Consider the following 13,337-nt stretch of genomic DNA (forward strand, 5'->3'; position numbering starts at 1 on the left):
TGGCCCTCACGGCCCGCGCCGTCCCGCGGGAACGCGAGGAGGGCGCGGGCCGTGAGGGCCAAGAGGAGCAGGAGGGCCGTGAGGGCCAGGAGAGTCAGGGGATCCCCGACACCGGGGACCTCGCCGCCGACCTCAGGCTCGTCCTGCGCGCCACGGTCGACGAGCTGCGCGACCCCAGGTTCGAGGCGCCGTCCCGTGCGCTGGCCGCCGAGGGCCTCGTCAACGAGGAGTTGGGCCGGAGGTTCGTCGCCACGCTGCTGGAACCGCAGCTCCAGCTCTACGTCGACCGGCTGCGCTCCGCGCAGGAAGCCGGGCAGGTGCGTCCCGACGTCGACCCGCGCATCGCCCTGGAACTGTTCGTCTCGCCACTCGCCCAGCGCTGGCTCCAGTACACGGGGCCGATCACCCACGCGTACACCGACACCCTCGTCGACTACGCCCTCAACGGCCTCGCCCCGCGCTGAGCAGGCACGATGCCGAGACGCGGTGGTGCTTCGCGAACGGGCCCCCGCCCCGCCGGACGCCCTTCGTCACGTCCGGGCCCCGCTTGTCCCGGCTGGGCCGATTATGTGCCCCGGCCCCCCTGGGCGCAGGATGGTGGGACGATGAGGCATGCTGGGGAGCACGACGGCGAGGCGAGGAGCTAGATGAGCGCGGAGTTCGGCGGTAGGACCGGCAGGCAGGGCAAACTCTCCCGGTGGCTGCGCGGACGCCGCCCGGAACCGGCCGCCGTCGACGAGGGTGACCGCGAGGCCCTGCTGCTGGCCGCCGCCGGTGCGGGACTCCCGCTCGCACCCGCCGCCCACCCGGCCGGATTCGGCTGTTCCTGCGACCGCGTCGGCTGTCCCACGCCCGCCCGGCACCCCGTGTCGTTCGCCTGGCAGACGCAGTCCACCACCGACCGCTCCCAGATCGAGCGCTGGGCCCGCCACCAGCCGCAGGCCAACTTCATCACCGCGACCGGCATGACGCACGACGTCCTCGACGTGCCCCTCGAAGCCGGTCGCGAGGCGTTGGAGCGCCTGGCGGAGGACGGGGTCGAGGTCGGCCCCGTCGCGGAGAGCGACGACGGCCGCATGCTGGTCTTCACCCTCACCCGGGGCACCCCCGAGGACGAGGACGAGTGGTGGCCGTGCGAACTGGACTGCCACCCCGAGACGATGGACGAGCACCCCGGCCTGCGCTGGCACTGCCGCGGCTCGTACGTCCTGGTGCCGCCCGCGCGGCTGCCCGGCGACGACAACCGGACGGTGCACTGGGTCCGCGGCCCGGAGCATCCGCTGCCCGATCCGCTGAGCCTGCTGGAATACCTCACCGACGCCTGTGCCCGCCACGTCGGGCAGAACCCCGAACAGGCGGCCGCCGCGGCCTGGCCCTCACGCCGCTGAGACCCGTCGCACGGCCGGGCAGTCACCGCGGCCGGGACCCGTCACCGCGGTCGGGGTCCGTCGTCCGGCCGGGCCCGTCGTGCCGGTCGCTCAGGTCCGGCCGTTTCGATCCGGTCCGTCCCCTCCTGCCCGTAGCCGTGGCCGGGGTGCGCGTCCACAGCCGCATCCGGTTGCGGTTCCGTCCGTACGGCGGTCGCCGGGCTATTCGCCCTTCGCCGCCGTCAGTCCCTGGATCCGTCCCAGGATCTCCACCTCGCCGCCGTCGCGCGGGTTCAGAGCCACCTCGTTGGAGACGAACTCCATCGTCAGGGTCTGCCGGATCTCGCCGGTGGTCAGCGCCAGCACGTCCTTGTTCGGTGCCGGCACGGACGTCCCGGCGGCGGCGGTCTGCTTCTCGAAGTGGCGCGTGGTGAAGAAGACCAGCGCCCCGCCGTCCTCGGTACGCAGCGCCAGCGGCGCGTAGTCGCCGTTCGTCATCGGCTCGTCGATGTACTGCGTGGCCAGGCCCGGCCGGGTCGACTTCTTCGTCCGCAGCGCCCGCCACGCGCTGGTGTGCGGCCCCTCGGCGAAGGCGGCGGCGCCGTCCCCGCCCTCCTTCAGGTACGTCGCGTAGGCCGCGCTCAACTCGCCGGGCGGCACGGCCAGGCCGGTCGCGTCCGCCGGCACCGCCTCGGCCCACCCGTCCTCGTCCACCGCGAACTTCGGCAGGGCGTCCGGGGCGACCAGCGTCAGGTACGCGGCCTCCCAGGTCTCGTCCAGGCCGTCGCGCGTGAACACCAGCAGCCAGCGGGAGCCGCCCCCCTTGTTGCCGGCCGCGTCCGCGAGGAACCAGCGGGGCCAGCCGGCCTTCTCGGGGATGGTGAACCGCGCGTCCGTCAGCTTCAGCGGAGTGTGCCGGGCGTTGCCGTCCGGGCTGTTGGCCTTCCCCGCGGTCAGCCGCGCCGAGTCGATGTCGGCGAGCGCGCCGGTGGTGTACTCGGCGTCCAGGGAAGCGTCGTACGCCGCGTCGGCCTTGTTGTAGGCGGCCGTGAACTCCTGGAGCGCCGTGGCCGCTTCGGCGCGGGTGGTGGCCGGGAGCACCTCCCGCTCACCGTGCACCACCACGCAGCCGCCCGCCGTCAACGACAGGGCCGTCACCGAGGCCGCCGCGACCAGCACCCTCCGGCCGCTCCCGCCGAACCCCCGGAACGTGCGGAACCCGTGGGCCCCCCGGGCCCCCCGGAGCCTTCGAAGGCCGAGATACCTGCTCATCCGGTTCCTTCACCTTCCCCTTCCCGGAGGCGAACCCTACCGGGGCGGGACGCGGTGCGAGCGGGGGGACCGGAGACAGCGGCCACACCGTGACATGCCCCGGCGCGGACACCGGCCGGGGCGGGGCGCGCCGCGGTGGGGCGTGCCGGTCAGCCGCCGCGTACAGCGGGGCCACGGCCAGGCCCAGGACCGCGCACGGCAGGACGGCGAGGACCTTCGGCCGGGTGGCCTGGGACAGCGAGCCCAGCTGCCAGAAGGCGATCTGGTTGACGGCCGCCGTGTCGGCGAAGAACAGGAACAGCTCGATCAGCGCGCCCGCGAAGGCGTTCACGGCGATACCGGTGAGGATCAGCGTCACCACTTCGGTCCGGCCGCCCGAGCGGGACATCACGTACACGAGCAGCACCGTGACGAGACCGGCGGCGAACGCCAGCACCGGCACCGTCCAGGTGCCGGCGAAGTTCAGGCCGAGCGCGATCGCCGCGACCGCGCCCACCGCCGCGCCGGAGGAGACGCCGATGACGCCCGGCTCGGCGAGCGGGTTGCCGAACACGCCCTGCATCAGGGCGCCCGCGCAGCCCAGGGAGGCGCCGACGAGCAGCGCGAGCACGATCCGTGGGAACCGTACGTGCCACAGCACCGACTCGGCGGCCCGGTCCAACTCCCCGCCACCGAACCCCAGTCGGTGCTGGATCGAGGCGAGGACGTCACCGACGGGCACGGGGTAGGCGCCGGTCGCGGCGGCCACAGGGATCAGGAGCAGTAGACCGGCGAGGAGACCGGTGGCCAACAGCCGAGCGATGGTGCGCCGTTGCCCGTGCCTGGCAGGGGAGGGGGCGGAGGCGGGAGCGGGGGCCGACTCCGGTTCCGGCTCCTGCTCCGGTTCCGGTCGTGCGGGCTTCTCCAGGAGCGTCACGCGGCACCGTCCGTGTCGTACAACTGCTCGATGACCGAGGTGAGCACCTGGTCGGTGCGGGGGTCGTAATTGAGGAGGACCCCGTCCTCGACGGAGACGATGCGCCGGTCCATCCCGGCCGGGGTCTGCGCCACGCCGGGGATCTCGGCCAGCCCGTCCACGCCGCCGACGGACTCGAGTCCCTTGGCCATGACGAGGATCGCGTCGGGCGCCGCCTTCACGAGTGCCTCGCCGGTGATGGCGGTGAAGTCCTTCTCCAGTCCGGACCCGGCACCGGCGTCGACCGCGCCGGCGGCCTCGATCAGCGAGGTCGCGCCCGAGCCCCTGCCGCCGATGAGGTACACGGAGGCGGAGCCGCGCAGGTAGAGGAAGGCGGCCCGGGGTCGGCGACGGAGTGAACCGCCTGGACGCGGTGACCGCGTGACCGCGAGGGGTGCCCCCGGCCGAGGGGCACCCTTCGTGCGCGGGAGCGCGGACGTGTTCCCCGGACGTGCCCCTCCCGGAACCGGTTGGCTACCCCTACCGGTTGAAGGCGGGCAGGGCGAACCGGGCGACGAGCGGGAAGCCGTCCTCCCGGGCGCTCTTGGCGTTCACCGAGTACACCACCGTCCGGGACAGGTCACGGGTCGCGGCCAGCACCGTGTGGTAGCCGGGGCGGGACCCCGTCTTGCCCCAGATCTCCGTCCCGTCGTCCAGGACGAAGCGTTCCCACGCCATGCCGTAGGACGCGTCGCCCTCGACGTCGGGGACGTCGAGCATCTGGTCCAGCAGCGGCCGCGGCACCACCCGGCCCCGGAACAGGGCCACCAGGAACCGCTCCAGGTCGGCGGTGGTGGAGATCATGTTTCCGGCCGCCCAGCGGTCGGACATGTTCCACTCCGTCACGTCGGTGGTCCGGCCGCCGATGTCCGTGTAGGCCCGGTGGTGCGGGCCGTGGATCCGCGGGTCCGGTCCGGCGGGGAACCCGGTGTGCCGCATGCCCAGCGGGCGGAAGATCCGTACGTCGGCCTGGTCCTCGTACCGGTCGTCCGTGACCTTCTCGATCAGCAGGCCGAGCACGGTGTAGTCGATGTTCTGGTACTTCTGCCGCTCCCCGGGGGTGAACGCCGGCCCCTTCGCGACCGCCGTGGCCACCACCCGCCGCGGGCTGAGGGTCCGGAACCGGTTCGGGTACATCTCCTCGGTGGTCGAGCCGAGGTTCGCCCCGGGCTTCAGGCCGCTGGTGTAGGTGAGCAGGTGCCGCACGGTCGGCGGCTCGGTGAAGGAGTCCGGCAGCAGACCGGGCAGGTACCGGGTGACGGGCGCGTCGAGCTCCACCCGCCCCTCCGCGACGAGCTGCAGCACGAGCGCCGCGGTGACCACCTTGGTCGTCGACCCGGCCCGGAACCGCGCGTGCTCCAGCGCCGGCGCCCCGGTCCGCAGATCCCGCACCCCGGCGGTCCCCGTCCACCTGCCCCTGCCTCCCACCCGGACGAGGGCGGCCGAGACGTCCCCGTCCGGGATCCCGACGAGGGCCTTCTCCAGGGCGGCGACGTCGGGTCCGCCGTCGGCCGGGACGCCCCCGGCGGACGCCGCGGCGACGGACGACCCGGCGCCGGGCTGGACGGCGACGGCCGCTCCGGCGAGCGGGCCGGCCACCAGAGCGGCCAGCAGAGCGGAGGCGACGGCGGTGCGGGCACGGGTACGGGCACGAGTACGGGCGGTCATCGGCGGACTCCGTCTTCCAGGGGGTGGCGCTTCGGACGGTCCCCATCCTGGTGATCACGGACGCCCTCCAGATCCTGCGCACAGAGGAGCCCAACCCCCTATCTTCCGGGGGTACTTATCAGGGTGACCCTTAGGCGGGGCGGAGGGAGCGGCACGGCGTGCGCGGCCGCCCGGACAGCGGCGCCCCGGCGTACCGGCCCGCGCGGCCCGCGGTCCGGTCACAGCAGGAGCAGCACCGCCGCGCCCCACAGCACCGACAGGGCCACCAGCGGCGGCCCGACCGGCACGCCCTGCCGCCCCGTCGGTGCCTCCTCCAGCGGCCGCAGCTCCGGGCGCAGCAGCAGCGCCCGCACCTCCTCGACGGCGCGGCCCGCACGCGGCTCGCGGCCCGTGCGGCGCTCCAGCCACGCCCAGCCGGTGGGGGAGATCCCGACGGGGGAGCCCTCGGCCCGCTCGACGCGGATGCCGTCGTCGGAGTGCCGCACGGACGTGATCACGTCCCACGGGACCCGCCGCACGCGCCACGCCCCGGTCACCCACAGCCCGTCACGGTCGGCGGTGATCCGCCAGGTGAGCGCCGTCGCCACGGCCGTCACCAGCCACGGCAGCCCCAGGGCCGGCCACAGCCAGGTCCACGACGGCCCCTCGTCGAGCGCGGCCCAGATGCCCCCACCCTGCACCAGCAGCAGGCCCAGACCCACCGCGCGCGAGAAGCCGTGCGCTCCCCACACCCGCGGGCCCGCCGCGGGCGTCATACCGGCGGCGATCTCGTCGACGGACCGCTGCGGGCCCTGCCCCCCACGGCGACGCGGCCCGCGTTCCCCCCGCCCCGGGACGGCCGGCTTCACCGCGGTGACGCTGCACTCCACCGACACCTCGGGGTCGTCCGCGTCCCCACGCGCGACGAAGGCGACCTCGGCGCCGGCGTAGGGGACGCCGTACAGCACGGCCTCCCGCAGCGGCGGACGGGGGCCCGCACCCCGGAGGATCTCCGCGGCCCTGCCGAGCCCGACGAGGCCTGCCGGGCCGTCGCCCGCCTCACGACCGTCCTCACCCCCCTCCCCGTCCCCGTCCTCGTCCTCCTCGGCGGCGTACAGCGAGTGGAAGTGCAGGATCGGCCGCAGGCCGTCCGGATCGTCGGCCGCGAACACCCAGGTGTGGCCGTCGTCGTGATCCTCGCGCACCAGCACGTTCAGCACCGGCAGCGGCCCGCGCCGCAGCCGCTCCGAACGCGCCCGCCCGTCCGCGCCGTTGACGAGGAACGCCAGCCCCGCGACGGAGCCGCCCAGTACCAGCAGCTCCCAGCCGAAGGCGTCGTACGGTTCCGCGACCAGCGCCGCCCAGTCGCCGTCCACGACGACGTCGACCCGGCTGCCCACGGGGAAGTCCTCGGGGAAGGCCGTCTCGAAGCGACGGGTACGCCCACCGGCCTCCACCACGAGGACGCCGACGTCGTCCTCGTCCCCCTCCAGGGCCGTGACCCGTCCGGACAGGTGCGTGGCGGCCGCGGCCCGCTCCTCGTACGCGTCGACGACCTGCTGGACCTGCCAGTACCCGAACCCGGCGACGGCCAGCAGCAGCGCGGCCAGCACGAAGGAGAGCCGGCCCCGGCGGAACGTCCGCGCGGCGGCGGGCAGCGGCTGTACGACCGGCCCGGCCGCTTCCAGGGCCAGCGCCCGCTGCCGCCCGGCGACGGTCAGCCGGTGGACGAGCCCGGCGGCGGTGAACGCGGCGGCCAGGAGGAGCACGAGCCTGGACGGTTCGCCGAGCGTCGCCGCGGAGCCGTCCTCCGCGGCGAGCCCCGCCAGCGTGACCGCGAGCCCCGCGAGCGCGAGCCGCGGCTGCCGCCACACCCAGTACAGGGTCAGCAGCAGCACGACGACCGTCCCGAGGCCCGGCCAGTCGGTGCCGCACGGGGCGGCGGTCGTGCACGGGGCGACGGGAGCCGCCGCGATGTCCCACACCAGCGAGGCGACCAGCACCGGCAGCGCCCATACGGGGCGCGCCCACCGGGCGGGCGCGGCGTCGAGCCAGCGCCGGGCGTCGGGGGTCCGCCAGTCGGCGGTGCCGGGCGGTATGTGTTCGCCGGGCAACGGCACGGGGCGTCTGATCACCCGCGCATTATGGCCAACCAGGCGGGACACACGGACGGTTGGGGCCGGTCCGGCGGATCGCGCGCCCCTCCCGGTGCGCGTCGTCGCCGTGCGCGGAGGAGGGGACACCGGGCACACGACGGTGTTGAACGATTTGTTGAAAACGAAGAGTTGACGTGAAGTCGTTGAGGACGCAGTCTTGTCCCATGCCCCCGAGCCCCGGACAACTCCCCGCACCCGACTCCGACTCGACCACCGACCCCTTCACGCCCCCGCACCCGGAGCAGACCCGGGCGCGGCGCGTCCCCGCGTCCCTGTTCCGTATCGCCGAGCGGCACGCGGCCACCGACGAGCAGCGCCGCCGGCAGGTCCACCCCGCGGTCCTCGGCCCGCACGAGGCCGTCCGGCTGGTGTCGTTCCTGCTCAGCGGGGCCGCGCAGCGCGAGGACGGCGAACCGGAGGTGGACCGGGCCGACATCACCGCCGCGTTGAGCCTCGTCCCGCTGGTGCGCGGGGAGATGGACGAGCTGGAGACCGGTCTCCTCCGGATGGCCCGGGGCCGCGGCATGACCTGGCAGGACATCGCCTTCGGCCTCGGTCTCGGCACTCCGCAGGCCGCCAGACAGCGTTACGAACGCCTGGCCGAACGCACCGTGGCCACCGGGGAAGGCCTGGAGTGACCGGAACACCCCCACGTCGGGCGGGAAGGCGGGACCCACTGCCCGACCACGCTCCGGCCGGCCGGAACACCCCCCTGCCTGCGGGAGTGTCCCGGCCGCGACGACGTCACTGACACCGGGCCCGTCGTGCTCCCCGTTGACCGGCCGGCCGTCGTGAACCCGGCCAGCACCACCGCGACCCCACGCGGTCCGCGGTGCCCTCCACGGGGAGAACGCCTTCCTCCGGACTCCCCGCATCGAGGTACGCGGTCGTCCCGTCCACCGGCTCGGTGAAGCAGCCGGGCGTGCCCCCCGTACCCGCGGCGCGCGGGCGAGCCGGCCGAGCAGCACGGCGTCGGCCGGCCCGGACGGGCCGCACCGGCGGAGAAGGGCGACGGGCCCAGCCGGGCGGGGGAGGAGCACCGCGCGGTCCTCGCCGAACTCCACGCCGGAACCTCCACCGCCCTGTCCGGCCCGTCGGGCGACTGATCGCCCGCACCCCGCACGGCAGGGGCGCGATCGTGCGCGCAGGTTTGCCCGTAAGGCCCTTACGGGCGGGTGTCCCGCGGACAGAATCGAAGAAGACTTCACACGGCCGGCACGCCACGGCATCCAGAGGAGACAAAGAGCGCGATGCGTACCCGATCATCCCAGCAGGACCCCCCGACAGCCGCTGGAGCGCGGGGGGCGGGCCACCCCTCCCGTCAGGGGCACGCCGGTCTCGCCGCACGGTTGGCGGCCACGCGGTCCGCTCGGCTCTCCCCGGCGGAACTCATCACCCTCCAGCGCAGCGCCGGGAACGCCGCGGTCGGCGCGATGCTCCGGGAGCGAGAAGAGTCCCGCCGACACGACGAGCACGTCCACGGACCCGGCTGTGCGCATCGGGCGGGCACCGCCCCGGCCGTACAGCGGTCGGCCGTTCTCGACACGCTCCGCACGCCGGGCGAACCCCTGTCCGACGGCGTACGCGCCGAGATGGAGGCCCGCCTCGGAGCCGACTTCTCCGACGTCCGCATCCACACCGACAGCGCCGCCCACGCCTCGGCGACCGCGGTCCAGGCGCACGCCTACACCTCCGGTTCGCACATCGTCTTCCAGCGCTCCCGCTACGACGGGGCGTCGGAGGCCGGCAAGCGCATGCTCGCGCACGAGCTGACCCACGTGCTGCAGCAGCGTGAGGGGCCGGTCATGGGCACGGACCTGGGCGACGGCACCATGGTCAGCGACCCCTCCGACCGGTTCGAGCGGGAAGCCGAGCAGAACGCCGTACGCGTCATGAACAAGCCCGCCCCCGTCCAGCGTTTCGCCGGCCGGCGCCCCGCCGGCGCCCGGTCCCGCCCCACCGAGGGGGCGACACCCGTCCAGCGGATCTGCTCCAGCCCCAGCTGCCAGGACTACTACTGCCAGGCCGGCGAACGCTGTTCCTACGCGACGCCCACCTACTCGGTCGGCCAGCACGGCAACAAGCTGAAGGAGCAGCAGCGGCTGTCGACGACGTACAACACCAAGGTGAGCGGCGCGTCCCACCAGTCCGAGCACGTCTTCGGATACCGGCCGCTGCAGGGCGACAGCGGTCTGACGCGCGGTAAGTCGGCAGCGGCGAAGCAGCTGGAGAACCAGGCTCCCGCCTACCAGGAGCTCAAGGACGCCCACCGCATGCACGTCGGTACCGGGACGAGCACGACGGTGGACGCGTCCGGCTTCAACTCGCAGACCTACCGGGACTACCAGCGTTCCCTGTTCTCCTCGGGGGAAGCGGGCGGAGTCAGCGCCGCCGCGCAGCTCAACTCGTTGGGCTACGCCTTCAACCAGACGCAGCCCCTCGATCCCACGGCCCCCGAGGTCAGGGCGATGAACGACTCCCACCTCCAGATGGTCAACACCATGGGCGGGCACGGCGTGAGCTACGCGGCGGCGGACCCCGCGGGGCAAGGAGCGCAGGTGCACAACACGGCGGTCAGCTGGGAGGAGCAGTACGAGATGCGGGTGGCCCACTACATGAGCCGTTTCGGCTTCAGCTTCGAGCAGGCCAAGGAGCAGGCCCTGAAGGAACTGGGCCACCTCTACTGAGCGGGCGCCGACAGCGCGGAGAGCCGCGGCACGGGCCCCTGAGGCGCTCCCGCGGGGATCCGACACCCGTCAGCCCCGCGGGAGACCCCTCACGCCCGGACCACCGGAGGACCGCCCGAGCGGGCGCCCCCGCCCGAACCGGTGCTCACCACGATCGACGGAGCAGCCGGAGCCCCCGGCGGCGGTACGCGGAGACGTCAGGCGGCCGGGCGCGCTCCCCGTACCCGCAGCGCGCGGGCGAGCCGGCCGAGCAGCACGGCGTTGACCAGCCCGGACAGGGCCGCACCGGCGGAGAAGAGCAACGGGCTCAGCCAGGCGAGGGAGGAGGCCCCCTCGGCGGGGAACGCCACCAGGAGGGCGACGATGCCGAGCGGCGCCGTGGCCATGAGCGGCCAGATCCCGGCGAACCCGGGGTCCGGCAGCAGGTACGCGGCCACGAGGAAGAACCCCAGCGACACCGCGACCACGGCGAGGTACCCGCGCGCGAGCCAGTTGTCCACCGCGGGCGCCAGCAGAGCGCGGACCCCGCGCGGACGGGGGCTCGCGGGACGCGCCTCGTCCGTTCCCCCTCGTTCCGGGGAGCCCGGGCCGTGCCGGAGGAGTGCGCGGGAGCCGGGGGAGGCGGCGTTCGCGGATCTGGTGAGGAGGGCGCCGAGTACGGCGGCGTTCACGAAGGCGCACAGCACGAGCCACGCGGCCCAGAAGCCGAGAGCCGCCACTTCGGCCGCCCCGTCGACCTCGGCGCCCGGCTCGAGGGGCAGGAACGTGACCAGGTAGGAGAGAGGCGCCGTGAGCAGCAGGAGATCCGGGACGAAGCCGCTCCCCGGGAAGAGGAACACGGCCACGAGGGAGAGGGCGAAGACGGTCGCGTACCCCCGGGCGAGCCAGTTGCCCGTGGCGAGCGCGAGGAGCCGGTGCGGGAGACTGCGGGGGCGGGAGCCGTTCGGCATCGTGGATTCCTCAGGGGTGGTCGGAGAGCGTCGACCTCGACCATGGCCCGGGAAGCCGGTGCGGGGATGAGTAGGCGTACTCATCCTCACCGGGGAGTACGGGCACACTTCCACGGAGTGACCTCTTCGGTCCGAAGCGGCGTGCGGGCTGCTTGAATGCCCCCGTGAGCGATTACGACGTGGTGCGCGTCTTCTGCGGCCCCCGGGGCGGGTACGGCAACGAACTCGGCGTCGTCCGCGAGGGCTCCGTCATGCCCGACCCGCACGAGCGGCAGCTGTTCGCGGAGAAGCTCGGCTTCAGCGAGACCGTGTTCGTCGACGACCCCGAGCGCGGGGTGATCGACATCTACACCCCCACCCTGCGCCTGCCCTTCGCCGGCCGCCCCTGCGTCGGCACGGCCTGGCTGCTCGACGTCCCCGAGCTGGTCACGGCCGCCGGGACGGTGGGCGCCCGGCAGGACGGGGAGTTCTGCTGGATCGAGGCGCGCGCGGAGTGGGTGCCGCCGCGCACCCTGCGCCGGTACGCCACCGCCGCCGAGGTGGACGCCCTGGCCGTGCCGCCGAAGGGGGAGTGGGTCTACGCCTGGGCCTGGGAGGACGAGTCCGCCGGCCGCGTCCGCGCCCGCGCCTTCCCCGGCCGTGTCGACGAGCGCGGCGACAGCGGCTCCGGTGGAGCTGGTGCTTGCGCCGGGGGCATCGACGAGGACGAGGCGACCGGCGCCGCCGCCCTGCTCCTCACCGACCGGCTGGGACGCGCCCTCAACATCACCCAGGGCGCCGGCTCCCAGATCCTCACGGCACCCCAGCCGTACGGGTGGACCGAGATCGGCGGCCGGGTGGTCCTGGAGCGCTGACGCCGGCCCAGGTGCGGGAGGAAGGCGCGCCGGAGGTCGCGCCCGAGCACGATCACCGGCCCCGGCGGGACCCCTGCCGTCGTGCGCGGGGGCGGGTCCGTCAGTCGTCGAGGCCCAGGCCGCGTCGGCCCGTCCCGTTGAGCCGGTCGACGCCGAAGCGGCCGGTCCAGTCGCGTTCGTAGTGCTCCTCGGGGAAGTCACCGGGGCTGGAGCCGGTCAGGAACGCCTCGCGGACCTTCGCCGCGTACTCCTCGTTGCGGGGGCACCAGGGGGCGGCGGGGATGTACATGACGTTGCCCCAGCCCTTCTGGCCGGTGACCGGCGCAACGCTGTGGATCATGTCGCAGTGCCACCAGACGGAGTCGCCGGCCCTGACGTCGGGGATGCCGGTGAGGGCCTCCATGAGGAGCGGATGCCACTTCTCGCCCGCGGGGAAGACCTGGTTGGTGGTCACGCCGCACATGTCGTCGTCGGGGACGTCCGGGAGCAGCGGCCGCAGCATGAGGTACGCCATGGCCTCGGGGATCGGGACGGTGTGCAGGACGCCCTGGTCGTGGTCCATGTCCGACAGGGCGGTCCAGCCCTGGAAGGTGCGGAACGCCGAGCACATGGTGGAGCCGGGGTACTGCGGTCCGGCCGTGCGGTGGGCGGCGTCCCAGGGGTCGTACTCCTCGACGCTGCCGTCGAACAGGTGGCGGAACGCCTGCTGGTAGGCCCGCGTCATCCACAGGTCGAGGGTGCCGGGGTCGAGGTGGGTGCCGAGGCCGCCCGAGTCGGCGCCTGGGGGACGGCGGCGGATGCGGTCGGGGTAGAGCGCGTCGCGGTCCGGGTCGAACCACCGCACGCCCTCGGACTCGTGCTTCCACAGGGAGTTGAGGAAGGACTGGACGGTGGCCATCCGGTCGCTCTGGCGGGCCTCCATCTGGGCCTGCGACCAGTAGACCGGGTAGATCTCCGGCTTGGAGCCGACGCTGCCGAAGAAGTCGTCGCCGGGGCCCCGGTACTTCTCGAAGAAGCCGTTGCGCTCCACGTAGTCCACGATCGAGGCGTCCCAGGCGAGGGCCTGCTCGCGCTCGAAGTGGCCGCGGACGACGAGGCAGCCGCGGCGGCGGAGCTTGTCGAGCTGCTCGGGAGTGACGGTGCCGTCCGCGATGTCCGCGTAGTCGACGACGGGCCACACGCTCTCGCCGCGCTCCTCGTCCGCCCGGATCTCGGCCAGGCGGGCGCGGACGCGCTCCTCGACGACGGCGAAGACCTCCTCGACGGTGCGTCCGGAGGCCTCGATGCGGGCGCGCAGCGCGGGCTTGATCTCGCGGACGGCGGCGGCGAGGTCGTCGGGAGCGGTCTCCCAGTGCGGGAGGGCGGGGAGGGCGTCGCGTTGCGTCCCGGTGGTCGGTGTCATGGCCCGGCTCCTTTGGTCAGGACTCCTTACTAGATGGTCAACGTAGC

General features: G+C 74.1%; 11 protein-coding genes and 1 pseudogene. 5 read left to right on the top strand and 7 right to left on the bottom strand.

Annotated features, from left to right (window positions below):
• On the top strand, nt 1-464 hold a 464-nt coding region (locus AOK18_RS04515), incomplete at its 5' end, for a TetR-like C-terminal domain-containing protein (RefSeq protein WP_206281498.1).
• 183 nt (nt 465-647) lie between these two features.
• Nucleotides 648-1,388, top strand: a complete 741-nt coding sequence (locus AOK18_RS04520; RefSeq protein ID WP_055574814.1) for a bifunctional DNA primase/polymerase — start codon at nt 648-650, stop codon at nt 1,386-1,388.
• A 201-nt stretch (nt 1,389-1,589) separates the two neighbouring features.
• Here AOK18_RS04520 and AOK18_RS04525 read toward each other — a convergent pair whose 3' ends face one another.
• From AOK18_RS04525 to AOK18_RS04545, 5 genes and pseudogenes are all read right to left on the bottom strand, one after another.
• The gene (locus AOK18_RS04525; RefSeq protein ID WP_478078836.1) at nt 1,590-2,546 is read right to left on the bottom strand and encodes an SCO2278 family lipoprotein; all 957 of its coding nucleotides are present in this window, start codon (nt 2,544-2,546) and stop codon (nt 1,590-1,592) included.
• Nucleotides 2,476-3,429, bottom strand: a complete 954-nt coding sequence (locus AOK18_RS04530) for a FecCD family ABC transporter permease (RefSeq protein WP_240503054.1) — start codon at nt 3,427-3,429, stop codon at nt 2,476-2,478. The genes AOK18_RS04525 and AOK18_RS04530 overlap by 71 nt, the downstream gene beginning before the upstream one ends.
• Before the next feature lie 122 nt (nt 3,430-3,551).
• A pseudogene (locus AOK18_RS04535) lies at nt 3,552-3,938 on the bottom strand (ABC transporter substrate-binding protein); the annotation flags it as partial.
• Nucleotides 3,939-4,074: 136 nt separating this feature from the next.
• Complete coding sequence (locus AOK18_RS04540; protein WP_055693459.1) at nt 4,075-5,262, bottom strand: serine hydrolase domain-containing protein; 1,188 nt, start codon at nt 5,260-5,262, stop codon at nt 4,075-4,077.
• 218 nt (nt 5,263-5,480) lie between these two features.
• The gene (locus AOK18_RS04545) at nt 5,481-7,376 is read right to left on the bottom strand and encodes a hypothetical protein (RefSeq protein ID WP_157865031.1); all 1,896 of its coding nucleotides are present in this window, start codon (nt 7,374-7,376) and stop codon (nt 5,481-5,483) included.
• Nucleotides 7,377-7,561: 185 nt separating this feature from the next.
• On the opposite strand from AOK18_RS04545, the gene AOK18_RS04550 reads away from it, so the two are divergent.
• Both AOK18_RS04550 and AOK18_RS30325 read left to right on the top strand, forming a co-directional pair.
• A complete protein-coding gene (locus AOK18_RS04550; RefSeq protein WP_055571006.1) occupies nt 7,562-8,035 on the top strand; it encodes a hypothetical protein in 474 nt (157 codons plus the stop codon).
• 711 nt (nt 8,036-8,746) lie between these two features.
• Nucleotides 8,747-10,084 carry an eCIS core domain-containing protein gene (locus AOK18_RS30325; protein ID WP_420865578.1) on the top strand — a complete coding sequence of 446 codons (1,338 nt, stop codon included), beginning with the start codon at nt 8,747-8,749 and terminating at the stop codon, nt 10,082-10,084.
• A 197-nt stretch (nt 10,085-10,281) separates the two neighbouring features.
• Here AOK18_RS30325 and AOK18_RS04560 read toward each other — a convergent pair whose 3' ends face one another.
• Nucleotides 10,282-11,034, bottom strand: a complete 753-nt coding sequence (locus tag AOK18_RS04560) for an SCO4225 family membrane protein (protein ID WP_055693460.1) — start codon at nt 11,032-11,034, stop codon at nt 10,282-10,284.
• A gap of 164 nt (nt 11,035-11,198) precedes the next feature.
• Between AOK18_RS04560 and AOK18_RS04565 the strand changes: the two genes are divergently transcribed.
• Nucleotides 11,199-11,888 carry a PhzF family phenazine biosynthesis protein gene (locus AOK18_RS04565; RefSeq protein ID WP_055693461.1) on the top strand — a complete coding sequence of 230 codons (690 nt, stop codon included), beginning with the start codon at nt 11,199-11,201 and terminating at the stop codon, nt 11,886-11,888.
• A gap of 100 nt (nt 11,889-11,988) precedes the next feature.
• Here the strand turns inward: AOK18_RS04565 and AOK18_RS04570 are convergent, their stop codons facing one another.
• Nucleotides 11,989-13,290 carry a DUF1479 domain-containing protein gene (locus AOK18_RS04570; RefSeq protein WP_055571009.1) on the bottom strand — a complete coding sequence of 434 codons (1,302 nt, stop codon included), beginning with the start codon at nt 13,288-13,290 and terminating at the stop codon, nt 11,989-11,991.
• Nucleotides 13,291-13,337: the final 47 nt, after the last annotated feature.

Source organism: Streptomyces prasinopilosus, from assembly GCF_001419695.1.
In the GTDB taxonomy this organism is placed as follows: domain Bacteria; phylum Actinomycetota; class Actinomycetes; order Streptomycetales; family Streptomycetaceae; genus Streptomyces; species Streptomyces prasinopilosus.

Excerpts from the sequence above, each read along its gene's own strand:
- AOK18_RS04540 (WP_055693459.1), bottom strand. The coding sequence starts at position 5,262 with ATGACCGCCCGTACTCGTGCCCGTACCCGTGCCCGCACCGCCGTCGCC.
- AOK18_RS04570 (WP_055571009.1), bottom strand. The coding sequence starts at position 13,290 with ATGACACCGACCACCGGGACGCAACGCGACGCCCTCCCCGCCCTCCCG.
- AOK18_RS04550 (WP_055571006.1), top strand. The coding sequence starts at position 7,562 with ATGCCCCCGAGCCCCGGACAACTCCCCGCACCCGACTCCGACTCGACC.
- AOK18_RS04520 (WP_055574814.1), top strand. The coding sequence starts at position 648 with ATGAGCGCGGAGTTCGGCGGTAGGACCGGCAGGCAGGGCAAACTCTCC.
- AOK18_RS04560 (WP_055693460.1), bottom strand. The coding sequence starts at position 11,034 with ATGCCGAACGGCTCCCGCCCCCGCAGTCTCCCGCACCGGCTCCTCGCG.